We start from the raw sequence: 22,313 nt of genomic DNA, 5'->3' as shown, positions 1-22,313 counted from the left end.
GACACACACCATGGCACACACCACCACCAGCCGGCCGACGCGAGGACGACTCCTGCGCGCGCAGGCGATCCTGGCCGCGGCCGCGGCGACCGCTCTGCTCAGCGCCTGCGGAGGCGTCGAGGTCCGTGACGGCGGCGACGGCGCGACCAAGGACGCGAGCGGCCCGTTGAAGCTCGCCGTCGTACCCAAGGCGGTCGGGGCCGACTACTGGAACACGGTCAAGGCGGGCGCCGAGTGCGCCGCGCAACGGGCGGGGGACGTCACCGTCCAGTGGGACGGGGTGACCACCGAGACCGACGTCGAGGGCCAGGTCAACCTGATCCAGAACTTCGTCACCAAGAAGGTCGACGGCATCGTCTACGCGGCGACGGACTCCAGCGCGCTGGCACCGGCCACCGACAAGGCACTCAGCGCCAACATCCCGGTCGCCATGATCGACTCCGGCACCAGCCCGCAGCCGTCGAATGTGCCCCTCTTCGCCACCGACAACCGTGCGTCGGCGACCGAGGCGGCGAAACTGCTCGCCACCGAACTCGGCCCCGGCAACCACGAGGTGGCGCTCGTCGAGTTCCAGCCCGGATCGCAGACCAACACCGAGCGGGTCGACGGCTTCAAGGCCGGCCTCGCCCAGTACCCCAACCTGAAGCTGGTCGGCCAGCAGCCCAGCCGCAGTGACGTCAACGAGGCCCGACGGGTCACCGAGAACATCCTCACCGCCAACCCCAAGCTCGCCGGCGTCTTCGCGGCCAACGAGCCGAGCGTGCTCGGGGCCGCCCAGGCCATCCAGGCGGCCGGCAAGTCCGGCAAGGTGGTCATCATCGGCTGGGACGCGGCCCCGGACGAGATCGCCGGGGTGCGCAACGGCCAGATCTCGGCGCTGGTCGTGCAGAACCCGTTCAAGATGGGCTACTTCGGCGTCGACAAGATGGTCAAGCACCTCCGGGACAAGGCGCCGCTGGCATCGGCCGACACCGGCGTCACGTTCGTCACCAAGGAGAACATCGACTCGGCGGAGATCAAGGCGGTGCTCGAGCCCAGCTGCGCCAACCCGCCGGTGCAGTGATGGGCGGCATCCCAACGGCCACCGCCGACAGCGATCGGCAACCCACCGACACGGAACCGCCGGTCCTCGAGGCTCGCGGCATCGTCAAGCGGTTCGGGCACGTCGAGGCGCTGCGAGGCGCGGACTTCACAGTCCGCCGGGGTGAGGTCGTCGCGCTGATCGGTGACAACGGCGCCGGCAAGAGCACCCTGATCAAGACCCTGTCCGGTGTGCATCCGCCGGACGAGGGCGAGATCCGGGTCGGCGGCCGCCCGGTCCAGTTCTCCACTCCGGTCGATGCCCGACGGGCCGGGGTGGAGACCGTCTACCAGGACCTCGCCGTCGCCGACGACCTCAGCGTGGCCGCCAACCTCTATCTCGGCCGGGAGATCCTCCGCTCCGGACCACTCGGTCGGCTCGGCCTGTTGGACAAGCGCGCCATGCGCCAGGGCGCCGCCGCCGCCCTCGACGAACTCGGCGTACGGATCCCCCGGGTCACCACCCCGATCGCGATGCTCTCCGGTGGGCAGCGGCAGTGCGTGGCGGTGGCCCGCGCCATCATCTGGGCGACCAACGTGGTCATCCTCGACGAGCCCACCGCGGCCCTGGGCGTGGTCCAGACCGGGCGGGTGCTCGACGTCGTCCGGCGTGCCCGTGACGCCGGCATGTCGGTGGTGCTGGTGAGCCACAACATGCCACAGGTGCTCGAGATCGCCGACCGGGTCGAGGTGCTGCGCCTCGGCCGGCGCGCGGCCCAACTCCGCGCCGACGAGGTCACCACCGACGACCTGGTCGCGGCGATGACCGGCAGCACCAACGTGGAACGGGACGAGCGGTGACGGCTGCCGTCCAGCGGGGCGCGCAGGATCCCGCTCGTCGGGTGACCTCGAACGGCGTCGGGTCGCCGCTGCCGCTGAGCCCACTGGGGTTCGGCGCCTCGCAGGGCGGCAATCTGTACCGGGCGACGTCGGACGAGCAGTTCGCCGCCGCCGTGGACACCGCGTGGGCAGGCGGCATCCGATACTTCGACACGGCACCGCACTACGGTCTGGGCCTGTCCGAACGGCGCCTGGGCGCGGCCCTGCGCTCCCGCCCGCGCGGCGAATACGCGGTGTCGACGAAGGTCGGCCGGCTGCTCGTGCCGTCACCGGAGACGGCACACCAGCGGGACCCGGAGGGGTTCGACGTTCCCGCCGACCATCGCCGGGTCTGGGACTTCAGCCGCGACGGCGTGCGCCGCTCGCTGGAGGCGAGCCTCCGGCGCACCGGCCTGGACCGGATCGACGTGGTGTATCTGCACGACCCGGACGAGCACTGGGAGCAGGCCGCGCACGAGGCGATCCCAGCGTTGGTGGAGCTGCGGGAACAGGGCGTGATCGGCGCCGTCGGGGCGGGGATGAACCAGTCCGCGATGCTAGCCCGCTTCGTGGCGGAGACCGACGTGGACGTGGTGATGTGCGCCGGCCGGTACACCCTGCTGGAGCAGGGCGCGTTGACCGACCTGCTGCCCGTCGCGCAGGCCCGCCACGTCGGTGTGGTGATCGCCGGGGTCTACAACTCCGGGCTGCTGGCCCGGGACATGCCACCGACCGACGCCGTCTACGACTACCAGCAGGCACCGGCAGAGGTGATCGACCAGGCCCGCCGGATAGCGCGGGTCTGTCAGATGTACGGCGTCACGCTGCCCCAGGCGGCGTTGGCGTTCGTCCGCCGCCACCCGGCCGTGGTCTCGACGGTCGTCGGCATGCGGGACGAGACCCAGGCGACCGAGACCCTGCGCCGATCCGACGTCGACGTCCCGGATCAGCTCTGGACGGCGCTGTACGACGAGGGGCTGCTCGACGTGCAGCCATGAGGGCCGGCGGTCACGACCGGGCCGCCTCGATGCTCGCGTCGGCGTCGTCGGGTAACCCCTGCAACGACTCCTCCACACCGATCAGGTGGTTGGCCATCCGGGTGCGGGCCCGCTCCGGGTCGCGCGCCACGAGGGCCTTCAGGATCGCCACGTGTTCGTCGTGGGTGCGCAGGTCCGCGCCCTCCTCGTGCAGGCTCCGCCAGAGCCGGCCGCGAATGGTGCGCCCGGCGAAGGCTTCGATCAGGCCGACGAGCACCGGATTCTCGGCGTGCACCGCGATGATCCGGTGGAAGGCTATGTCGATCTCCATGATCCGCTCGTGGTCCGGCGATGACTGGCCGACCAGCCGGGCCGCCTCGTCGAGCAGGTCACCCGCCTGGGCCAGGGCCTCGTCGGTGATCCTGGTCGCCGCCAGGCAGGCGGCCTCGCACTCCAGCAGACGGCGAACGGTGTGGATGTGCCGGGGGTCGCCCTGGCCCTGGAAGTCCACCACGAAACCCATCGGGGCCAGCAGTTGTGGCGCGTCGAGGTTGGTGACGTAGGTGCCGTCGCCCTGGCGAATGTTGACGATGCCGAGGATGGACAGCGCCGACATCCCCTCGCGCAGGGACCCCCGCGAGACGCCGAGCTGCTCGGCGAGGTCCTTCTCGATGGGCAGCCGGTCCCCGGGCCGGAACTGCCCTTCGAGGATCATCCGCTTGATGCCGTTGACCACTTCGTCAGTGCGAGACATGATCCCCCTAACGGCCGGCGGGGGTGGCCTTCCCACCCGCGATCACGTACGCCGCCTCCGGAGATGACACGGTAGTCGGGTCTGTCGCGCCCCAGTAGTGGCCGTCGGGAAACCGGTAGAGCGCCACCGACTCCTGACGCATCCGGGTGGAGTAGCCGGGCTGGCTGGGCAGGACGTATCCGCTGCCGGAACCGGTGTCCCGGATGATGCACGGATCGGTGAAGTGCTCGTGCAGGTGGTCGACGAACTCGGTGACCCGGTTGGTGAGGTCCCCTGAGATCGCGACGTAGTCGAGCACCGACACGTGTTGGACCATCTCGCACAGCCCGACACCGCCGGCGTGCGGGCACACCGGGACGTCGAACTTGGCGGCGAGCAGCAGTACGGCGACGATCTCGTTGATGCTGGCCAGCCTGCCGGTGTCGAGCTGGCAGAAGTCGATGGCCTCGGCCTGGAACAGTTGCTTGAACATCACCCGGTTGTGGCAGTGTTCGCCGGTGGCGACGCCGATCGGAGCGACGGCGCGGCGGACGGCCGCGTGGCCCAGGATGTCGTCGGGGCTGGTCGGTTCCTCGATCCACAGTGGTGTGAACTGGGCGAGGGCGGTGACCCAGTCGATGGCCTGGCCGACGTCCCACACCTGGTTGGCGTCGATCATCAGGTTGCGATCGGGCCCGAGGATCTCCCGTGCGATCGCGCATCGGCGGATGTCGTCGTCGAGGTTGGCGCCCACCTTGAGCTTGACGTAGCCGTAGCCGGTGTCCACCGCCTCCTGGCACAGTCGGCGCAGCTTGTCGTCGCCGTAGCCGAGCCAGCCCGCCGAGGTGGTGTAGGCGGGGTAGCCGGTCCGGTCGAGTTCGGCGAGTCGGGTGGCCTTCGTGCTTTCCTTGGCCCGCAGGATGGCCAGTGCCTCGTCGCGGGTCAGCGCGTCGGACAGGTAGCGCAGGTCCGCGATGTCGACGAGTTGCTCGGGGGACATGTCGACGAGCAGCCGCCACAGTGGCTTGTCGGCGACCCGGGCGACCAGGTCCCATGACGCGTTCAACACGGCGGCGAGGGACAGGTGGACGACACCCTTCTCCGGACCGAGCCAGCGCAGTTGCGAGTCGGAGGTGAGGAGGCGGTAGACCGCGCCCATGTCCGCTGCCATCGTCGCCACGTCCAGGCCCACCAGGAGCTGTGCCTGGTGGACTGCCGCCGCCGCGACGATGTCGTTGCCGCGACCGATGGTGAAGGTCAGGCCGTGCCCCGCGAGTGGCGCGCCAGCGCCGTCGACGCCGTCGGTGTGCAGGATGACGTAGGCCGCCGAGTAGTCGCCGTCCTTGTTCATGGCGTCTGACCCGTCGGCGGTCAGGGAGGTGGGGAAGCGGACGTCTTCGACGGTGACGGCAGTGATCTGCGGCATGCGCTCCTCGCCCCGTTAGGCTAAAGATCAGATGATCACTGGGAGTATACGGAGGGCCGTCTCGGCGCGTCAACGATGTCGATCACTGCGGGCCCGCAGACATATGATGTTTGGCAGGGCGCGTTGATCCGCGTCGCCGTCCATAGTGCCCGTCGGCGGGTGTGGGTAGCAGTGGCCCGCGACGGGTTGGCGTGACGTGCTCGGCCGGGTTGGTGACGGTGGTCACCGAGCCGGCGCCGACACGCCCGAGACCGACATGTGGGGTGTGACAACGGCTGCGTCCCTATATATGGTGTCGAGCGCAGCTGGTTCGGCCGCTCACCCGGAGCGGTCGAGGCAACAGGGAACCCGGTGGAAATCCGGGACTGTCCCGCAGCGGTGAGTGGGAACGACAGCCGTCATCAGCACTGGGCCACCAATCGGCCTGGGAAGCGACGGCCAGTAGGAGACCGGCGAGCCCGGTCGTGCCCGCGAGTCCGAAGACCTGCCAGCGCGCCGCGTACCCGCACCCGGGTGGGCGGCGGTCCGAGGCCGCGTGGGACGGCTGACGCCACCTGACCCACGCCGGGCTGGCGTGGCGTCCGTCGGTGTCTGTCTCCTCGCGTCCGGGCCACCAGGTCTCGAACTCCGAGGAGCGAGTGGTGACAGTCACCGAGGTAGTCCCGGCCAGCGGCGACGCGACAGTGCGGCGGGCGCCGATGCAGGTCCGCAAGCGCGACGGCGGCACCGAACCCGTGGACGTGAACAAGATCGTCCGGGCGGTCGAGCGGTGGGCCGACGACCTGACCGACGTCGACCCGATGCGGGTGGCCACCCGCACCATCAGCGGCCTCTACGACGGCGCGACCACTGCCGAACTGGACCGGCTGTCCATCCAGACCGCCGCCGAGATGATCGGCGAGGAGCCGCAGTACTCGCGCCTCGCCGCGCGGCTGCTGGCCGGCTACGTCGACAAGGAGGTGCGTCGACAGGGCATCACCTCGTTCAGCGCGGCCATCCGCGTCGGCCACGCCGAGGGCCTGATCGGTGACGACACCGCCGCGTTCGTCGCCGCACACGCCGCGACGCTGGACCACGCCATCGACCCGGACGGCGATCGCCGGTTCGAGTACTTCGGCCTGCGCACGGTGTACGACCGCTACCTGCTGCGCCACCCCACCAGCCGCCTGGTGTTGGAGACCCCGCAGTACTGGCTGCTGCGGGTGGCCTGCGGCCTGTCCCGGACGGCCGACGAGGCGGTCGACTTCTACCGGCTGATGTCCAGCCTGGCCTACCTGCCCAGCTCACCGACCTTGTTCAACTCCGGTACCCGGCACACCCAGATGTCGTCCTGCTATCTGGTCGACTCCCCGCTCGACGAGCTGGACTCGATCTACCAGCGGTACGCCCAGGTCGCCAACCTGTCCAAGTTCGCCGGTGGCATCGGCATCGCGTACTCCCGGGTCCGTTCCCGGGGCGCGCTGATCCGGGGCACGAACGGGCAGTCCAACGGGATCGTGCCGTGGCTGCGCACGCTGGACGCGAGCGTCGCCGCGGTGAACCAGGGTGGCCGGCGCAAGGGCGCGGCCTGCGTCTACCTGGAGCCGTGGCACCCGGACATCGAGGAGTTCCTGCAACTGCGGGACAACACCGGCGAGGACGCCCGGCGCACCCACAACCTCAACCTGGCCAACTGGATCCCGGACGAGTTCATGCGCCGGGTCGAGGCCGACGAGCTGTGGTCGCTGTTCGACCCGCACGAGGTGCCCGAGCTGCCCGACCTGTGGGGGGAGCGGTTCGACGCCGCGTACCGGGAGGCCGAGGCGCAGGGGCGCTACGTGCGGCAGGTCCCGGCGCGGGAGCTGTACGGGAAGATGATGCGGACTCTCGCCCAGACCGGCAACGGTTGGATGACCTTCAAGGACGCCGCCAACCGGCTCTGCAACCAGACCGCCGAGCCGGGCAACGTGGTGCACCTGTCCAACCTCTGCACCGAGATCGTCGAAGTGTCCAGCGACGCCGAGACCGCCGTGTGCAACCTCGGCTCGGTGAACCTCGCCGCCCACCTGACCGCTGGCGGCATCGACTGGGAGCGACTGCGCGCCACGGTGCGGACCGCTGTGACGTTCCTCGACCGGGTCATCGACATCAACTACTACCCGACCGCGCAGGCGGCGGCGAGCAACCCGCGCTGGCGACCGGTGGGGCTCGGGCTGATGGGCCTGCAGGACGCCTTCTTCGCGCTGCGGCTTCCGTTCGACTCGCCGGCCGCCCGGGAGCTGTCCACCCGGATCAGCGAGGAGCTGTACCTGACCGCGCTGGAGACCTCCGCCGAGCTGGCGCGCGACTTCGGCGCGCACCCGGCGTACCCGCAGACCCGGGCCGCGCGGGGCCAGCTCCAGCCCGACCTGTGGGGTGTCGAGGGTACGCAGACCGCGCGGTGGGACGCGCTGCGCGAGCGGGTCGAGGCGTACGGGCTGCGCAACTCGCTGCTGGTGGCGGTCGCGCCGACGGCGACAATCGCCTCGATCGCCGGGTGTTACGAGTGCATCGAGCCGCAGGTGTCCAACCTGTTCAAGCGCGAGACCCTGTCGGGGGAGTTCCTCCAGGTCAACACCGCTCTGGTACGCGAGCTGAAGGCCCGCGGTCTGTGGACCGAGCGGATCCGTTCGGCGATCAAGCGCGCGGAGGGGTCGGTGCAGGACATCGCCGAGCTGCCGGCCGGCGTACGGGAGCTGTTCCGCACCGCGTGGGAGCTGCCGCAGCGGGCGCTGATCGACCTGGCCGCCGCCCGCGCCCCGTTCATCGACCAGTCCCAGTCGCTGAACCTGTTCCTGGCCGCGCCGACCATCGGCAAGCTCTCCTCGATGTACCTGTACGCCTGGAAGGCCGGCCTGAAGACCACCTACTACCTGCGCTCGCGCCCCGCCACGCGGATCCAGCAGGCCACCGTCAGCGCTGTCGCACCCGTCGTCGTCGACGCGGAGGCGCTGGCCTGCTCGCTGGAGAACCCCGAGTCGTGCGAGGCCTGCCAGTGACCCCCGCCGAAACCATCACCGACGCCGGCACCACCGACACGAGGACCACGCACATGCTGCTCGACCCCGGGATGGACCTGACTCTCCGCCCGATGCGCTACCCGCACTTCTTCGACAGGTTCCGCGACGCGATCCGCAACACCTGGACTGTCGAGGAGGTCGACCTGCACGCCGACCTCGCCGACCTGGACAAGCTGTCGCCGGCCGAACGGCACCTGGTCAGCCGCCTGGTGGCGTTCTTCGCCACCGGTGACACGATCGTCGCCAACAACCTGGTGCTCAACCTCTACCAGCACGTCAACAGCCCGGAGGGCCGTCTGTACCTGTCCCGCCAGCTGTTCGAGGAGGCGGTGCACGTCCAGTTCTACCTGAACCTGCTCGACACGTACGTGCCCGACGAGGCGGAGCGCTTCGAGGCCTTCGCGGCCATCGAGAACATCCCCTCGATCCGACGTAAGGCCGAGTTCTGCTTCCGGTGGATCGACTCGCTGAACGACCTGCGGGAGCTTCGGTCCCGCGAGGACCGACGGACGTTCCTGCTCAACCTGATCTGCTTCGCCGCCTGCATCGAAGGCTTGTTCTTCTACGGCGCGTTCGCGTACGTCTACTTCCTGCGTTCCCGTGGCCTGCTGCACGGCCTCGCCTCGGGCACCAACTGGGTGTTCCGCGACGAGTCCATGCACATGGCGTTCGCGTTCGACGTCGTCGACACCGTCCGCGCCGAGGAGCCGGACCTGTTCGACGACGACCTCGCCGACCAGGTTCGCCGGATGCTCACCGAGGCCGTCGAGTGTGAGGTGCAGTTCGCCGAGGACCTGGTGGGCCACGGTGTGCCCGGTCTGACGTTGGCCGACATGCGGGAGTACCTCCAGCACGTCGCGGACCGCCGCCTCGCCCAGCTCGGCATCGCGCCGCACTACGGGTCGAGCAACCCGTTCGGCTTCATGGAGTTGCAGGACGTGCAGGAGCTGTCCAACTTCTTCGAGCGGCGGGTGTCGGCGTACCAGGTCGGGGTGACCGGCACCGTCGCCTTCGACGACGACTTCTAGGCAGCGACCGCGGCCCACGCGTTGCAACGCCCCGTCCACGCCGATCTTGCAGCTTCGGTCGCCGATATGCGCGCAATGCTCTTTTATGTCGCGACAGGAAGTGCAAGATCGCGGGGAAGGGAGGCGCTGCGGGGTTGCGCACCGTCGCGTTCGACGACGACTTCTAGGCGGCGACCGATCCGGGGGCCTGGCGTCGCTTGGTGAGCCACCGCATCACGTGCAGGGGGTGCGATGCCGGGTCCGGGATCGGGTGGAAGACGTGTTCGACCTCGCCGTCGGCGACGATCAGGGTCAGCCGCTCGTAGAGCGTCATGTCGCCCGCGGTGCGGGTCGGCAGACGCAGCGCGTCGGCGAGGGTCAGCCTCGGGTCGGGGATCAGCGGGTAGGGCAGCCGCAGCCGGTGCGCGAGTTCCCGCTGGTACCCGGTCGACTGCGCGGACAGGCCGTACACCCGGGCGGCACCGGCCGCGCGGATCTCCGCGTGGTGGTCGCGGAACCAGGCGGCCTGCTCGGTGCTGCCCCGGGCGCCGTGGATCTCCAACAGCCCGTTGGGCAGGTCGACGCCCGGTCGTCCGGTCAGTGGGTAGACGAAGATGACGCTGCGACCGGTGCCGAGCGCGCCGAGATCGACGGGGCGGCCGTCGGTGCCGTAGAAGGACAGCGGTGGCAATCTGACGCCGACCAGCGCGGTGGGGTCGGCGCCTTCGGCGGGACTTCCGGGTACGACCTGGGTCGCGGCGGCGTCCAGGCGCGCGTCCAGCGCGTCGCGCTGGGCGGTCAACTTGCCGATCCGTTCCTGCAGGTTGGTGATGGTGCTGCGGTACGTGGCCACCGCCGCCGCGCACACGTCGGTGTCGTCGGAACCATCGGCGATCGACTCGACGAACGGGCGGGTCTCCTCCACGGTGAGGCCGAGCGCCATCAGCTCGCGGATCTGCGCCACCAGCCGCACGGCGATGGGGTCGTACTCCCGGTAGCCGTTGCTCAGCCGCCGGGGTACGACCAGCCCGGCCGACTCGTAGTACCGCAGTGCCCGGACCGTGGTTCCGGTCCGTCGTGCCAACTCACCCACCCGCATCCCGCGACCCTAAACCCGCACCCCGGGGTACGGGTCAACGTGTCCATCGTCGCGGTGTCAGGGGCGCCGATTCCTGCCAGTCTGGCTGCGAAAAGGCAGCTTGAACAGGGAGTGTGTGATGACGGCAATCAGTCGGGTGTGGGCTCGGCAGATCCTCGACAGCAGGGGCAACCCGACGGTGGAGGCCGACGTGGTCCTCGCCGACGGGTCGACCGGCCGGGCGGCCGTGCCATCCGGCGCGTCCACGGGGGCGAACGAGGCGGTCGAGCTGCGCGACGGGGACCGGGCGCGTTTTCACGGCAAGGGCGTCAGCAGGGCCGTCGCCGCGGTCAACGGCGAGATCGCCGACGCGGTGCTCGGGCTCGACGCGGAGGACCAGGCCCTGATCGACGAGACGATGATCGCTCTCGACGGTTCCAAGGACAAGGGTCGACTGGGCGCCAACGCAATCCTGGCGGTGTCGCTGGCGACGGCGAAGGCGGCGGCCCTAGCGCACCGGCAGCCGCTGTACCGCTACGTCGGTGGCGTCGGCGCCCGCCTGCTACCGGTGCCGATGATGAACATCATCAACGGTGGCGCGCACGCCGACAATCCGCTCGACTTCCAGGAGTTCATGATCGCCCCGGTGGGGGCGCAGACGTTCGCCGAGGCGGTCCGGATGGGCACGGAGGTCTTCCACACCCTCAAGGCGTCCCTGGCCGCCGCCGGGCACAACACCAACGTCGGAGACGAGGGCGGCTTCGCGCCGAACGTCACGGACGCCGACGAGGCACTGCGCTTCGTGCTGCGCGCCATCGAGGACACCGGTTACCAGCCCGGCGTCGACATGCTGATCTGCCTCGACCCGGCCAGCTCGGAGTTCTTCCACGCGGGCGTCTACGACTACGTCGGCGAGGGACGCCAGCGCACCGTCGACGAGCACATCGACTACCTGCTCGACCTGGTCTCCCGGTACCCGATCAGCTCGATCGAGGATCCGATGGCCGAGGACGACATCGCCGGCTGGAAGCGGCTCACGGCGGTGGCGGGGGAGCGCGTGCAGCTGGTCGGTGACGACGTCTTCTGCACCGACGTCGACCGGCTGCGCGACGGGATCGACGGCGGCTACGCCAACGCGATCCTGGTCAAGGTCAACCAGATCGGCACCCTCACCGAGACGCTGGCGACGGTGGACGCCGCGCACAAGGCGGGGTACCGGGTGGTGATGTCGCACCGATCCGGGGAGACCGAGGACACCACCATCGCCGATCTGGCCGTGGCCGTCGGCTGCGGTCAGATCAAGACCGGATCGCTGTCGCGCTCCGACCGCACGGCCAAGTACAACCAGCTCATCCGCATCGAGGAGGAGTTGGGCGAGCGTGGCAGCTACGCCGGAGGCCGCTGAGGGCTGTGTTCCGGTCGGGTGGCGAGGTTCAGCGCGGTGAGGAGCTTCTCCACCCGGCCCCGGATCTCGTCACGGATCGGGCGGACGGCGTCGACGCCCTTGCCGGCCGGGTCGTCGAGGTTCCAGTCCTCGTAGCGCTTGCCGGGGAAGACCGGGCAGGTGTCGCCGCAGCCCATCGTCACGATGACGTCGGACGACTCCGCTGTCGCGTACTCCAGAAGTTTGGGGGTCTGGTCGGTGATGTCGATGCCGACCTCGCGCATGGCCTGCACGGCGGCGGGGTTGATCGTCTCGGCGGGCGCGGAGCCGGCGGAGCGGACCTCGACGGTGTCGCCGGCGAGGTGGCGTAGCCAGCCGGCGGCCATCTGGGAGCGGCCGGCGTTGTGGACGCAGACGAACAGGACGCTGGGTCTGTCGCTCATGTCGGGGTTGCCTTCCGGTTACGCGGTCGCGGATTGCGGGGGAGTGAAGAAGCGGCGGCGCGCCCACAGGGAGACGTAGACGAGCCCGACCAGGACGGGCACCTCGATCAACGGGCCGACGACTCCGGCGAGGGCTTGGCCGGAGGTGACGCCGAAGGTGCCGATCGCGACGGCGATGGCGAGTTCGAAGTTGTTGCCGGCGGCGGTGAACGCCAGCGTGGTGGTGCGTTGGTAGCCGAGGCCGATGGCCCGGCCGAGGGCGTAGGAACCGGCCCACATGAGGGCGAAGTACACGAGCAGTGGCAGGGCGATGCGGACGACGTCCAGGGGTCGGCTGGTGATGGCGTCGCCTTGCAGGGCGAACAGGATCACGATCGTGAACAGCAGCCCGTAGAGGGCGGCCGGGCCGATGCGGGGCAGGAAGCGGGCTTCGTACCAGGTACGGCCCTTGGCGCGCTCGCCGAGACGGCGGGTCAGGTAGCCGGCGAGCAGCGGGATGCCGAGGAAGATGAGCACATTGGCGGCGATGTCCCAGGCCGAAATCGTCAGCTCGGCGCCGGGCAGCCCCAGCCACTGCGGGAGCACGGAGAGGTAGAACCAGCCGAGCAGGCCGAAGGCGACGACCTGGAAGACGGAGTTGAGCGCGACCAGGACGGCGGCGGCCTCCCGATCGCCGCAGGCGAGGTCGTTCCAGATGATGACCATGGCGATGCAGCGGGCCAGGCCGACGATGATCAGGCCGGTGCGGTAGGCGGGTTGGTCGGCCAGGAAGATCCAGGCCAGGGCGAACATCACGGCGGGGCCGACGAGCCAGTTGAGGACCAGCGAGGAGATCAGGAGCCGGCGGTCGCCGGTGACGGTGTCGAGCCGGTCGTAGCGGACCTTCGCCAACACCGGGTACATCATGACCAGCAGACCGACCGCGATCGGTAGCGAGATCCCGCCGATCTGCACCGCGTCCAGGACGCTGTTCAGCCCGGGGATCAGCCGACCCAGGAGCAGGCCGGCGACCATCGCCAGCCCGATCCAGACGGGAAGGAACTGGTCGAGTCGGGACAGGCGGCCGCCGACGGCGCTCTCGGCCGGGTCGCTCTGGACGGTCGCCGTCATGTCGCCGGCGCCACGGTGAGCAGTGCGGCGAGCTGGCGCAGGATGCCCGGCCGTGCACGGTAGTAGACCCAGGTGCCCCGACGCTCGGCGTCGACCAGCCCCGCCTCGCGCAGCGTCCTGAGGTGGTGCGAGATGGTCGGACCGGTCAGGTCGAACGCGGGGGTCAGGTCGCAGACGCAGATCTCTCCGCTCTCGGCGGACGCGATCATCGACAGCAGTTGCAGCCGCACCGGGTCGCCGAGGGCCTTGAACGCGGGCGCGAGCACCGCGGCGGCCTCGGCCGGTACGCGTCGCTCAGCCAGCGGGAGGCAGCACGGCACGTCCATGGCCGGACCTGCTTGATTCGACATTCTTCTAGGTTGACATCTCTCTAATCAGTGTGCAACCGTCTGATTCGATGGACGTCGAGACAGTCCCCTGATCTCTTCCGGGAGGCAACCCGCTGATGGCCGACATCACAGTGCGCCCCATGACCCCCGCCGACGCCGACCGGGTCCTGGCGATCTACCAGGCCGGTCTGCACGCCGGCAATGCCAGCTTCGAGATCACCGCCCCGACCTGGGCGGCGTTCGACGCCGCACGTCTGAGCGCGCACCGCTTCGTGGCCGTCGACACCGACGGAGCGGTTCTCGGCTGGATCGCCGTCTCGCCGACCTCGGCCCGCGCGGTCTATGCCGGAGTGGTCGAACACTCCGTCTACGTGGACCCGGCCGCCCAGGGCCGGGGCATCGCCCGGCTGCTGCTGGCCGCGCTGATCGTCTCCACCGAGGCCGCCGGCATCTGGACCATCCAGTCCGGAGTCTTCCCGGAGAACACCGCCAGCCTCACCCTCCACCAGCGGGCCGGCTTCCGGGTCATCGGCGTACGCGAGCGGGTCGGTCGCCACCACGGCCGCTGGCGCGACGTCGTCCTGCTGGAACGTCGCAGCCCCGCCATCACCTGACCAGCCGCGGCCCCCAGGAACGGGCCACCACACCGAGGAGCCCACTGATGAATGCTCTGGACGACCTTCCCACCGTCGTCATCGGCGCCGGCCCGACCGGTCTCGCCGCCGCCGCGCACCTGCACGAACGCGGGCTGCCCTTCACCGTCCGCGAAGCCGGCGACACCCCCGGTGCCGCGGTACGCCAGTGGGGGCACGTGCGGGTCTTCTCGCCGTGGCGTTACAACATCGACCCGGCCGCCCGTCGGCTCCTCGACGAGGCCGGTTGGGTCGCCCCCGACCCACAGGCACTGCCCACCGGCGCGGAGCTGGTCGACGACTACCTCCGGCCCCTCGCGCAGCTGCCACAACTGAAGCCACACCTGCGGTACGGGGCACGCGTCGAGGCGATCAGCCGGCTCGGCCTCGACCGGCTGCGTACCGCCGGGCGCGACACGGCACCGTTCCTGCTCCACCTCGCCGACGGCGACGAACTGCTCGCCCGCGCCGTCATCGACGCCTCCGGCACCTGGGGCACGCCGAACGTCCTCGGCGCGTCCGGTCTGCGTGCGCGAGGGGAGGCCGACGCGGCGGCGTACCTGGAGCACGCGCTGCCGGACGTCCTCGGCGCCGACCGGGGCCGGTTCGTCGGCCGGCACACACTGGTGGTCGGCGCCGGTCACTCCGCCGCGAACACCCTGCTGTCCCTGGCGGACCTGGCCGCCGTCGAGCCCGGCACCGAGGTGACCTGGGCCATCCGGGCCGCCGCGCCGACGCGTACCTACGGCGGCGGGGACGCCGACGCCCTCCCGGCGCGGGGCGCGCTCGGCGCTCGGCTGCGCGCGCACGTCGACGCCGGACGGATCCGGCTGCTCACCGGCTTCTCCGTGCGGGCGCTCACCCCGACGGACGGCCGGGTGAGTGTGGTCCTGCGGCACGGCCACGGCAGCGCCGAGTCGATCACCGTCGACCGTGTGGTCGCGGCCACGGGATTCCGCCCCGACCACAGCATCGCCGCCGAGCTGCGGCTGGACCTCGACCCGGTACTGGGCGCCACCCGTGCCCTGGCCCCGCTGATCGACCCCAACGAGCACTCCTGCGGCACCGTGCCGCCGCACGGCGTGGACGTGCTCGCCCACCCGGAGCAGGGCTACTACGCCGTCGGTATGAAGTCCTACGGCCGGGCGCCGACGTTTCTCATGGCCACCGGCTACGAGCAGGTCCGCTCCGTGGTCGCCGCGCTGGCCGGTGACTGGGCCGCCGCCCGTGACGTCCAGCTCGACCTGCCCGCCACCGGTGTGTGCAGCAGTGACTCCGCCGTCTCGGCGAGCGGCGACGACTGCTGCGGACCGCAACCGACGGGGCGTGGACTGTCCACCGGCGTCTCCGGAGGGCTGCGGTCCGCGCCAATCAGCCTCGTCGCCCTCGACGCCGCGCCCGCGCGGGGTTGTTGCGCCAGCTGATCACCGGTACGACGGTGCCCGCCGCCCTCGTGGTCGACGGGCGCCGTCACCGCCGGCTGGCACAGGCCACACACGTACGTGCTGACGGGCGGGCGACGAGCCGCTCGGCGGGAATCGGACGGGAGCACCGTTCGCACACGCCGTAGCTGCCGTCGTCGACCCGTTTCAGCGCGACGTCCAGCTCGGCCAGGCGTCGGCGCGTGGCGTCCAGGACGGCGGTGAGCTGCGCACGTTCGAAGGCGATAGTGCTGCCCTCCGGGTCGTGTTCGTCATCGGCATTGGACGAGCGGGACGCCTCGAAGAGGCTCCGCAGGTCGCCGTCCAAGGCGGTGGCCTGAGCCTCGGTCTGCTCACGTAGCCGCAGCAACTCGTCGCGGATTGCGCTGGAATCCCTGTTCATGGCCGTTCCACAGTACTGGGGGATGACAGCGGTCACATCACTGGCATTTCGAGACGACCGGTCATATTGTGGTGTTTGTCAGTCAGCCGGAACCCGGGCGAGAGGAGTGCCACAAGATGCCACGATCGAAGTCACCGGCCTCCGCCGGGACCCGGCAACGGTTGTCCGACGCGGCGTTGGACCTGTTCCACCTGCGGGGCTACAACGGCACGAGTGTCCAGGACATCGTCGCCGCAGCCGGGGCGCCCAAGGGCACCTTCTACAACCACTTCGCCAGCAAGGAAGACCTCGCCCTCGACTCGGTGGCGAGATACTCCGCAGCGATGGGGCTGGAGATGCTCGACGAGAAGCAGGGTGCCACGCCGCTTGAGCGGATCACCGCTCACCTGAGATACATCACCGGCCTCAGCGACACCATGGGTGATCGTGGGTGCCTTCTCGGCAACTTCGCCACCGAGATCCCGGCGCACAGCGATGTTCTGCGAAACGCCGTCGACGCCGGCTTCGGCCGCTGGGTCGCCGCGCTCGCCAGGGCGATCGAGCAAGCGCGGGCTGCCGGTGAACTGCACGGCGACGAACCCGCCAGTGATCTCGCCGGCTTCGTCGTCTCCAGCTACGAGGGCGCGGCAGCGCGGGCGAAGGCATCCGGTGACCCGGCCGCCCTCCACGAATTCTTCACGATCACCACGGCCCGGATCCTCACCTGACCCGCGTCCGATCCCAGCGGTGACAGGCCGCGTCGTCCCACCCGGCGCGACGTTTATCCAATCCAAGACGACCGGTCGTACGCCTTCGACCGGGAAGCAGCACCCGCACTGAGGAGTGAGACATGAGCACCTACCTGATCAACCATCTGCGTATTCCCGGCGGAGTGCCGACCGAGGAGTCCCTGCGATACCTCGAGCAGGTGCAGGCCACCACCGAGGCGTACGGCGCCAAGTGGCTCGTTCTGGACGCCGACGTGCAGGTCCTTGAGGGCAGTTGGCCCGGTTCGGTCGTGCTGATCGAGTTCCCGGACGCGGAAACCGCCAAGGCCTGGTACAACTCGCCCGAGTACCAGGCGATCCTGTCGCTACGCGTCGATCACACCATCAACGACCTGGTCCTGGTGGACTCCGTCGGCCCGGACTTCACGGTGGCCGGCTACGCGCGTCAGATCCGGACCCTGCTCGGCCAGTGACCAGCACCCGCTGACCTGCCGTACCGCGATCCCCGCGCACGCCGTGCCGTGCGCGGGGATCGGCTACATGAAGTTGCGGGTGTGCAGAGCGGAGAGCTCCGCCGCCTCGTCGGCCCGGAAGCCCAGGCGGACGAGGCGGCGCTGACGGCCCTGATCCATCGCGTGTTGCAGAGCCTGCACGCGGTCGAAGCCGCCGGACACGTCGTCCGGATGCCAACCACCCGCCGCGAGCACCACCAGCGCGTCGAAGACGTCCGCGTTGAGCCCCGCGGTGTCGACCAGCGCGTCGTGGCGGCGGTGGATCGCCGCCCGCAGCCGGTCCCGCAGCAGCGGATCCAGCTGCGCCTGATGCTCCAGGTGCGCCATGCCGAACACCACGTGTCGGCGCTCGTCCTGCATGGCGAGCCAGCAGATCCGGCGCGTCACCGGGTCCGGGGCGTTCTCGTGCAGGAACGAGAGCAGATCGACGAAGCTGCCCTCGCCGAGCACGGAGAGCAGGAACGACGCCAACGCGAAGTCCGACTCCGCGACGAGCGTGAACAGCGACTGCCGACCGCCGGCGGATGACGTTCCCATCTCGGCGCCCCGCAGCAGCGCCCGCCGGCTGAAGACCTCCATGTGCCGCGCCTCGTCGGCCATCTGCACGGCGAGAAGCTGCACCACCTCCCGAAAGTGCGGATGGATGCGTCCCACGAACCGGGCCGGCACCACGAGGGCGGCCTGCTCGTTCTCGACCAGGTAGGTCATCACCTGCACCACAGCGGCCTCGACGTCGGCCGGCAGCGCGAACGGGTCGTCCCACGGCACCGCGGTCTGCGGGTCCCACTGTCGGGCGGCGGCCTGCGCGTACAGGTTTGGGGCGATGTCGGCCCAGACCAGGTCGCGGTCGTCGAGGTCGAACCGGGCCTCCGGACCGCCGGCTTCGAGCAGCGCGCCCCGGGCGCCGAGGCCCCACCGCGCCGGTGGACGGCTGCTGAGCGCCGACGGCAGTGCCGCCCCGGCCCGCTCCGCGCCGAACCAACGGTCGTCATCCGCCGACCCCCGGACCACCACCGCCACCAGATCGCCCGCCTCGCCCCGATCCGGCCATTCGACCCGATGACCCCGGCCACGACACCAGGCGGGCAGGTGTACGCGCAGCGCCGGGTCGCGCCCGGAGACCGCCAACCGGCCGCCGCGCGGCAACCCGGCCAGGGCCCGCTGCACCAGCAGGTGCGCGCCCCGGCCGAAACCCAGCTCACCCAGGTCGACCTCGGCGACCGGTGCCGCGCTCACGGCCGGTAGTCCGTGGCCGTCACCCGCCCGTCGGGGGAGTAGAAACCGCTGGCGTCGACAGCGTCGGCGAGGGCGTCATAGCCCGTGGTGCGGCCCTCCCGCCAGGCCGTCAGCCCCTCCAGGTCGAGCAGCGGGCGCACCTGCGGATCGGCGTACGACATGCCGAGCAGCAGCGTGCCGAAGAGCCGGACCCCGTCGGACTCCGGCGCGCGGACCGTCATGTTGCAGTGGTCGTAGCGTGCGGTCTGCGCCACGATCCGGGTGCCCTCCGGCGGTAACGTGCCCTCCTGAACGAACGCCAGATGGTTGGCGTCGATCATGCAGGCGGCGTCGACCTCCCCGGCCACCAGGGCGCGGGCTGCGTCGCGCTCGCCACCGATGTGGTCGCCGTGCAGGCCGACGCCCACGTCGAAGCGGCGTACGTCGACGGTGACCCCGGCCGCCGCGAGGTGACCCAGCGGGATCAGCGTCGCCTGTGGACTGTCGAGGGCCCCGACGGCGACCACCCGTCCGGCGAGGCCGGCGAGCTGACCCACCGGTGAGTCCGCGCGGACCACCACGACCGAGGTGAGGTCCTGGTCGGTGTCGCGCATGGTGAGCGCGCGGACGGACGTGCCGTGGGCGGCAGCCAGTCGCTCGGCCCGCAGCCAGGCCAGGGGAGAGTTCCAGGCCGCGTCGATCCGCCCGGCGACGAGGTCCTCGACCTGTCGCTCGTAGTGCGAGTAGAGGACGAAGTCGAAGTCCAGGCCCCGCCCGCGCAGCCAGGTGCGGAAGCCCTCCCAGATGGTCACCACCTTCGGGTCGTACGCGACCGCGCCCATCAGAACGGTTGGCGCGAGCATCAGCGGTTGGCCTCGTCGAGCAGCGGCAGCCCGGTGGCGACCCGACCGACGAAATCGAGCAGCGCGTCGGTGGTCGGCGCCATCACCCGGGCCGCGCGGGCGTCCCGGAAACGGCGCTCGAGGCCCAACTCCTTGCGGAAGGCGCTGCCGCCGCAGAGCTGCATCGCGCCATCGGTCACGTCGGCGACGGTCTCGCCGGCGAGCGCTTTGACCTGGAGCACCCGCAGCATCGCATCGTCACGGCCGGTCTCCAGAGCGGTGAGCGTGTCGCCCAGGAAGGCGCGCAGCGCGTGGGTGCCGATCATCAGCCGGGCGAGGTCGCGTCGGGTGACGGGCGCGTCGCGCAGTGCGGCGCCGGTGTGCGTGAGCGTGGTCCTGGTGAGATGTCGGCCGGCCTCGGCCACCGCGCTGTCGGCGAGACCGAGGCAGAAAGCGGCGTTGAGCACCAGGAACCAGGGCAGGACGGCGCCGAGCGCGGTGTCGAGCCCGGCCCCGTCGGCCGCCATCCTCGCCGCCGACGGAACCCGCAGCCCGTCGGCGGTCATCGGCCGAGAGCCGTTGCCCCGCAGGCCCAGCCCGTCGAAGTCGCCGGTCACGCTCAGACCGGCGCTGTCGGCCGGCACCAGCCACAGCGTCATCGGGCCGGCGTCGCGGGTCAGCGGAAGGCTCGACCAGACGTAGCTGTTGGCCTCGCCGGCCGAGGTGACCCAGCTCTTACGGGCGTCGAGGCGGACGGTGTCCTCGTCGGCGGCTGTCGCGGTGCCGGTCGGCGACCAGAAGTGGCTGCGCGAGCCGTACTCGGAGAACGCCAACGTGGTGAGGTGATCGCCGGCGGCGATGGCCGCGCGGTCGTCGCGCGGGCCGTGCGCCTCGATGACGGCTGTCGCCGCGTAGTGCATGAGCACCACCATCGCTGTGGACCCGCACTCGGCGGCCAGCCGCTCGATCACCTCGGCGACGGCCCGCATGCCGTGGCCCGCGCCGCCGACCTCGGTCGAGGAGGCCAGGCCGAGCAGGCCGGCTGCGGCGAGAGCGTCGACACCCGCACGGGGGAAGGCCCCGTCCCGGTCGACGATCGGTGCCTGCGGGCGGATCACGTCGTCGATCACCGTGCCGAGCGTGTCCGTGGGGTCGGTGGCGGTCTGGGCATTGTCGACACTGGTCGTCATGCTCGGTACCCCTTCAAGCAGGCCGACGGGACCGCCGTCGACACTATCCGAACCCGAAGACGTAGCGCGAGCGTCGGATTACCGTCTGACGCGGGCAGTGTCCCGGTGCGATCGGCCGTGCCCGTCGTCCCGGTCGATGCGCAACTCGCGCTCCAACTCGGTGATGACCGCCCGCAGGTCGTCCAGCCGTTGGGTGAGCGCGATCCGGTCCACCTCGTCCGGTACGCCGTCGCCGTCCTCGTCGTACCCGGGGGCCAGTCGCTCGGTCATCTCCAACCGGCGGGCCTCCTCCATGGAGTTCACGATGACCGCGATGAGGATGTTGAGCAGCAGGTTGACGGTGATGACCACGTAGCTGACGTAGTAGAGCAGTGTCCATGGTGAGATCGCCATGCCCTGCTCGATGAGGTCCGGCAGCGTCTCCAGCGACAACAGCACGAACAACGTCAGCAGCGACCGGCCGATGTCGCCGTACTCCTCCGGATACCTGTTGCCGAAGATGAGCCAGCCGGCCATCCCGTACACGTACAGCGTCACCACGGCCAGGGCGAGGAACCCGGTGACGCCCGGCAGGCTGCGCCACAGCGCGGAGACGATGGTCCGCAGACCCGGCGAGAACCGCACCAGGCGCACCATGCGGGCGACCCGTACGACCCGCAGCAGCGCCGGGTCGCCGTGCAGGCCCGGTATGAAGATCGCCGCGATCACCACGAAGTCGAAGACGTTCCAGCCGTGCCGGAAGAAGTCCTGTGGGCGTCTGCCGTAGGCGGCCAGCCGGACGGCGATCTCGACGACGAAGACGGCCCGGAAGAACAGCTCCAGCCCGTGCAGCGCGGTGCCCGCCGGGCTCAGGTCGTCGTACGTCTCCAGGCCGAGAACGATGCCGTTGGCGAGGATGACCACGACGATGGCGATCTCGAAGGGTCGCGACCGGGCGAGCTGGTCGCAACGGTCGGTCCAACCCGAGCGGTGCCGCGGTGGTGTGGACGGACCACCCCGCTGGGCGGGCACGGGCGCGTCACTCACCAGTCGGCCGACTCGATGAGGCGCGCCGGGGCCGGGGCCCACCTCCGGCCGTCGTCGTGGCGGTGCGGATGGTGTGCGGGCATGCCCACCAGCCTATCCAAGATCAACGACGCTGGGCGACCGCGGCATCCGTGCAGGGTGACTCTTTCGCTGCGCGTCGGCGCGATCCTCCCGGCGACGACACAAATCGCGAACGACGTTTGCAGTTTACAGTAGATCAGTGAGTGACACAGCCGCGAGCGGCGGCCCCGACCGGCCGCCGATCTGGAGCAGGCCCGAACGCGGCAGCCGCGGCCCCGCTCCGGCGCACAGCCGCGATGCCATCGTCGCGGCCGCCATCACCCTGGCCGACGCCGAAGGGCTGGCCGCGGTGTCGATGCGCGCCGTGGCCGCCGCGCTCGGCACCGGCGCCGGATCCCTCTACCGCTACCTGTCATCCCGCGAGGACCTGCTGGACCTGATGACCGACCGGGCCGTGGGGGAGCTGCGCCCGTACCCGCAGGTGGAGGACGACTGGTTGGAGACGATGGTGCTGCTGGGACGCCGGCAGTTGGCGCTGTTCGGCGCCCACCCCTGGCTGCTCGACGTGATCCACCGGCCCACCGGCATCGGCCCACAGAGCCTGGCCTGGTTCGACAACTGCATCCGGATCCTGGAACCCGTGCGCTGCCCCGTCGCCGCCAAGTTCGAGGCCATCGCGATGATGACCGGCGTGGTGAGCCTCTTCGCCCGCCGCGAGTCCGCCGCCGGGGCGTTCAGCTTCGCCGGGGTGGACCTCACGGCGTACCCGCACCTGGTCGCGGCGTTCAGCCAGCCCCCGGGGCCGGCGCCCCGGGCGGACCTCGTCGAGCGGACCCTGCGAAGTCTGCTGACCGGCCTGCTGCTCGCGGGGTCGACCGAGGCGGGCTGACCGCCTCGCCTGGCCTCGGCCGGGACGCGGG

Annotated in this window: 22 protein-coding genes and 1 riboswitch; of the genes, 11 read left to right on the top strand and 11 right to left on the bottom strand. The window is 70.6% G+C overall.

The genetic code is table 11. The features are described 5' to 3' along the window. Positions 1-10: 10 nt before the first annotated feature. From NIE79_RS05070 to NIE79_RS05060, 3 genes are read left to right on the top strand one after another with little or no spacing between them, the layout of a single operon-like run. On the top strand, positions 11-1,063 hold the full coding sequence (locus NIE79_RS05070) for an ABC transporter substrate-binding protein (protein WP_238677440.1): 1,053 nt from the start codon (positions 11-13) through the stop codon (positions 1,061-1,063). Then, positions 1,063-1,881: an ATP-binding cassette domain-containing protein gene (locus NIE79_RS05065; protein WP_238677439.1), complete on the top strand. Its 819-nt coding sequence runs from the start codon at positions 1,063-1,065 to the stop codon at positions 1,879-1,881. Before NIE79_RS05070 ends, NIE79_RS05065 begins: the two co-directional genes overlap by 1 nt. Continuing rightward, complete coding sequence (locus NIE79_RS05060; RefSeq protein ID WP_238677438.1) at positions 1,878-2,897, top strand: aldo/keto reductase; 1,020 nt, start codon at positions 1,878-1,880, stop codon at positions 2,895-2,897. Before NIE79_RS05065 ends, NIE79_RS05060 begins: the two co-directional genes overlap by 4 nt. Before the next feature lie 10 nt (positions 2,898-2,907). Here the strand turns inward: NIE79_RS05060 and NIE79_RS05055 are convergent, their stop codons facing one another. Both NIE79_RS05055 and NIE79_RS05050 read right to left on the bottom strand, forming a co-directional pair. Next, on the bottom strand, positions 2,908-3,630 hold the full coding sequence (locus tag NIE79_RS05055) for a FadR/GntR family transcriptional regulator (protein ID WP_238677437.1): 723 nt from the start codon (positions 3,628-3,630) through the stop codon (positions 2,908-2,910). 7 nt (positions 3,631-3,637) lie between these two features. Continuing rightward, a complete protein-coding gene (locus NIE79_RS05050) occupies positions 3,638-5,035 on the bottom strand; it encodes an enolase C-terminal domain-like protein (RefSeq protein WP_238677436.1) in 1,398 nt (465 codons plus the stop codon). A gap of 289 nt (positions 5,036-5,324) precedes the next feature. Continuing rightward, positions 5,325-5,541, top strand: a riboswitch (cobalamin riboswitch). A gap of 192 nt (positions 5,542-5,733) precedes the next feature. Between NIE79_RS05050 and NIE79_RS05045 the strand changes: the two genes are divergently transcribed. Then, positions 5,734-8,052, top strand: coding sequence for a ribonucleoside-diphosphate reductase subunit alpha (locus NIE79_RS05045; protein ID WP_238677450.1), 2,319 nt, complete (start codon positions 5,734-5,736; stop codon positions 8,050-8,052). A gap of 53 nt (positions 8,053-8,105) precedes the next feature. After that, positions 8,106-9,101, top strand: coding sequence for a ribonucleotide-diphosphate reductase subunit beta (locus tag NIE79_RS05040; RefSeq protein WP_238677449.1), 996 nt, complete (start codon positions 8,106-8,108; stop codon positions 9,099-9,101). A gap of 163 nt (positions 9,102-9,264) precedes the next feature. On the opposite strand, the gene NIE79_RS05035 is transcribed toward NIE79_RS05040, so the two are convergent. Next, on the bottom strand, positions 9,265-10,179 hold the full coding sequence (locus tag NIE79_RS05035) for a MerR family transcriptional regulator (protein WP_238677435.1): 915 nt from the start codon (positions 10,177-10,179) through the stop codon (positions 9,265-9,267). 118 nt (positions 10,180-10,297) lie between these two features. Between NIE79_RS05035 and eno the strand changes: the two genes are divergently transcribed. Next, the gene (eno, locus tag NIE79_RS05030; RefSeq protein WP_238677434.1) at positions 10,298-11,563 is read left to right on the top strand and encodes a phosphopyruvate hydratase; all 1,266 of its coding nucleotides are present in this window, start codon (positions 10,298-10,300) and stop codon (positions 11,561-11,563) included. Here eno and NIE79_RS05025 read toward each other — a convergent pair. Genes NIE79_RS05025 through NIE79_RS05015 form a run of 3 tightly spaced genes read right to left on the bottom strand, consistent with a single transcriptional unit; the run spans position 11,545 to position 13,445 of the window. Next, a complete protein-coding gene (locus tag NIE79_RS05025; RefSeq protein WP_238677433.1) occupies positions 11,545-11,985 on the bottom strand; it encodes an arsenate reductase ArsC in 441 nt (146 codons plus the stop codon). The genes eno and NIE79_RS05025 overlap by 19 nt on opposite strands. A gap of 18 nt (positions 11,986-12,003) precedes the next feature. Continuing rightward, positions 12,004-13,095, bottom strand: coding sequence for an ACR3 family arsenite efflux transporter (arsB, locus tag NIE79_RS05020; RefSeq protein ID WP_238677432.1), 1,092 nt, complete (start codon positions 13,093-13,095; stop codon positions 12,004-12,006). Then, positions 13,092-13,445: an ArsR/SmtB family transcription factor gene (locus tag NIE79_RS05015; RefSeq protein WP_238677431.1), complete on the bottom strand. Its 354-nt coding sequence runs from the start codon at positions 13,443-13,445 to the stop codon at positions 13,092-13,094. Before NIE79_RS05015 ends, arsB begins: the two co-directional genes overlap by 4 nt. Positions 13,446-13,540: 95 nt before the next feature. Between NIE79_RS05015 and NIE79_RS05010 the strand changes: the two genes are divergently transcribed. Then, positions 13,541-14,038, top strand: a complete 498-nt coding sequence (locus tag NIE79_RS05010; RefSeq protein WP_238677430.1) for a GNAT family N-acetyltransferase — start codon at positions 13,541-13,543, stop codon at positions 14,036-14,038. A 47-nt stretch (positions 14,039-14,085) separates the two neighbouring features. Continuing rightward, positions 14,086-15,480 (top strand): FAD-dependent oxidoreductase, encoded by a 1,395-nt coding sequence (locus tag NIE79_RS05005; protein WP_238677429.1) that lies wholly within the window; start codon positions 14,086-14,088, stop codon positions 15,478-15,480. Between the two features lie 46 nt (positions 15,481-15,526). Here the strand turns inward: NIE79_RS05005 and NIE79_RS05000 are convergent, their stop codons facing one another. Continuing rightward, the gene (locus NIE79_RS05000) at positions 15,527-15,880 is read right to left on the bottom strand and encodes a TraR/DksA family transcriptional regulator (RefSeq protein ID WP_238677428.1); all 354 of its coding nucleotides are present in this window, start codon (positions 15,878-15,880) and stop codon (positions 15,527-15,529) included. Between the two features lie 116 nt (positions 15,881-15,996). On the opposite strand from NIE79_RS05000, the gene NIE79_RS04995 reads away from it, so the two are divergent. Both NIE79_RS04995 and NIE79_RS04990 read left to right on the top strand, forming a co-directional pair. Continuing rightward, the gene (locus tag NIE79_RS04995; RefSeq protein ID WP_238677427.1) at positions 15,997-16,587 is read left to right on the top strand and encodes a TetR/AcrR family transcriptional regulator; all 591 of its coding nucleotides are present in this window, start codon (positions 15,997-15,999) and stop codon (positions 16,585-16,587) included. Between the two features lie 122 nt (positions 16,588-16,709). Further along, the gene (locus NIE79_RS04990) at positions 16,710-17,060 is read left to right on the top strand and encodes a DUF1330 domain-containing protein (RefSeq protein ID WP_238677426.1); all 351 of its coding nucleotides are present in this window, start codon (positions 16,710-16,712) and stop codon (positions 17,058-17,060) included. A 63-nt stretch (positions 17,061-17,123) separates the two neighbouring features. On the opposite strand, the gene NIE79_RS04985 is transcribed toward NIE79_RS04990, so the two are convergent. The 4 genes from NIE79_RS04985 to NIE79_RS04970 all read right to left on the bottom strand — a co-directional run bounded on the left by NIE79_RS04985 (position 17,124) and on the right by NIE79_RS04970 (position 21,372). Further along, positions 17,124-18,335: a ferritin-like domain-containing protein gene (locus tag NIE79_RS04985; protein WP_238677425.1), complete on the bottom strand. Its 1,212-nt coding sequence runs from the start codon at positions 18,333-18,335 to the stop codon at positions 17,124-17,126. Next, the gene (locus tag NIE79_RS04980; RefSeq protein ID WP_238677424.1) at positions 18,332-19,177 is read right to left on the bottom strand and encodes a phosphate/phosphite/phosphonate ABC transporter substrate-binding protein; all 846 of its coding nucleotides are present in this window, start codon (positions 19,175-19,177) and stop codon (positions 18,332-18,334) included. Before NIE79_RS04980 ends, NIE79_RS04985 begins: the two co-directional genes overlap by 4 nt. Continuing rightward, positions 19,177-20,346, bottom strand: coding sequence for an acyl-CoA dehydrogenase family protein (locus NIE79_RS04975; protein ID WP_238677423.1), 1,170 nt, complete (start codon positions 20,344-20,346; stop codon positions 19,177-19,179). The genes NIE79_RS04980 and NIE79_RS04975 overlap by 1 nt, the downstream gene beginning before the upstream one ends. Positions 20,347-20,424: 78 nt before the next feature. Further along, entirely contained in the window at positions 20,425-21,372 is a 948-nt protein-coding gene (locus NIE79_RS04970) for an ion transporter (RefSeq protein ID WP_238677422.1), read from the bottom strand. A gap of 220 nt (positions 21,373-21,592) precedes the next feature. On the opposite strand from NIE79_RS04970, the gene NIE79_RS04965 reads away from it, so the two are divergent. Further along, entirely contained in the window at positions 21,593-22,282 is a 690-nt protein-coding gene (locus tag NIE79_RS04965) for a TetR/AcrR family transcriptional regulator (RefSeq protein WP_238677421.1), read from the top strand. Positions 22,283-22,313 lie beyond the last annotated feature (31 nt).

It is taken from the genome of Micromonospora trifolii (assembly GCF_022229005.1).
GTDB classification, from domain to species: domain Bacteria; phylum Actinomycetota; class Actinomycetes; order Mycobacteriales; family Micromonosporaceae; genus Micromonospora; species Micromonospora trifolii.
The sequence above is the reverse complement of the archived record's forward strand: the minus strand, read 5'-3'. Positions and strand labels throughout refer to the sequence as shown.

Bases quoted from the DNA above. Each gene is read 5' to 3' on its own strand.
- NIE79_RS05010 (WP_238677430.1), top strand. From the start codon at position 13,541: ATGGCCGACATCACAGTGCGCCCCATGACCCCCGCCGACGCCGACCGG.
- NIE79_RS05025 (WP_238677433.1), bottom strand. From the start codon at position 11,985: ATGAGCGACAGACCCAGCGTCCTGTTCGTCTGCGTCCACAACGCCGGC.
- NIE79_RS04995 (WP_238677427.1), top strand. From the start codon at position 15,997: ATGCCACGATCGAAGTCACCGGCCTCCGCCGGGACCCGGCAACGGTTG.
- NIE79_RS05045 (WP_238677450.1), top strand. From the start codon at position 5,734: ATGCAGGTCCGCAAGCGCGACGGCGGCACCGAACCCGTGGACGTGAAC.
- NIE79_RS05005 (WP_238677429.1), top strand. From the start codon at position 14,086: ATGAATGCTCTGGACGACCTTCCCACCGTCGTCATCGGCGCCGGCCCG.
- NIE79_RS05040 (WP_238677449.1), top strand. From the start codon at position 8,106: ATGCTGCTCGACCCCGGGATGGACCTGACTCTCCGCCCGATGCGCTAC.
- NIE79_RS05035 (WP_238677435.1), bottom strand. From the start codon at position 10,179: ATGCGGGTGGGTGAGTTGGCACGACGGACCGGAACCACGGTCCGGGCA.
- NIE79_RS04975 (WP_238677423.1), bottom strand. From the start codon at position 20,346: ATGACGACCAGTGTCGACAATGCCCAGACCGCCACCGACCCCACGGAC.
- NIE79_RS04990 (WP_238677426.1), top strand. From the start codon at position 16,710: ATGAGCACCTACCTGATCAACCATCTGCGTATTCCCGGCGGAGTGCCG.
- NIE79_RS05055 (WP_238677437.1), bottom strand. From the start codon at position 3,630: ATGTCTCGCACTGACGAAGTGGTCAACGGCATCAAGCGGATGATCCTC.
- eno (WP_238677434.1), top strand. From the start codon at position 10,298: ATGACGGCAATCAGTCGGGTGTGGGCTCGGCAGATCCTCGACAGCAGG.
- NIE79_RS05050 (WP_238677436.1), bottom strand. From the start codon at position 5,035: ATGCCGCAGATCACTGCCGTCACCGTCGAAGACGTCCGCTTCCCCACC.
- NIE79_RS05000 (WP_238677428.1), bottom strand. From the start codon at position 15,880: ATGAACAGGGATTCCAGCGCAATCCGCGACGAGTTGCTGCGGCTACGT.
- NIE79_RS05065 (WP_238677439.1), top strand. From the start codon at position 1,063: ATGGGCGGCATCCCAACGGCCACCGCCGACAGCGATCGGCAACCCACC.
- NIE79_RS04980 (WP_238677424.1), bottom strand. From the start codon at position 19,177: ATGCTCGCGCCAACCGTTCTGATGGGCGCGGTCGCGTACGACCCGAAG.
- arsB (WP_238677432.1), bottom strand. From the start codon at position 13,095: ATGACGGCGACCGTCCAGAGCGACCCGGCCGAGAGCGCCGTCGGCGGC.
- NIE79_RS05015 (WP_238677431.1), bottom strand. From the start codon at position 13,445: ATGTCGAATCAAGCAGGTCCGGCCATGGACGTGCCGTGCTGCCTCCCG.
- NIE79_RS05070 (WP_238677440.1), top strand. From the start codon at position 11: ATGGCACACACCACCACCAGCCGGCCGACGCGAGGACGACTCCTGCGC.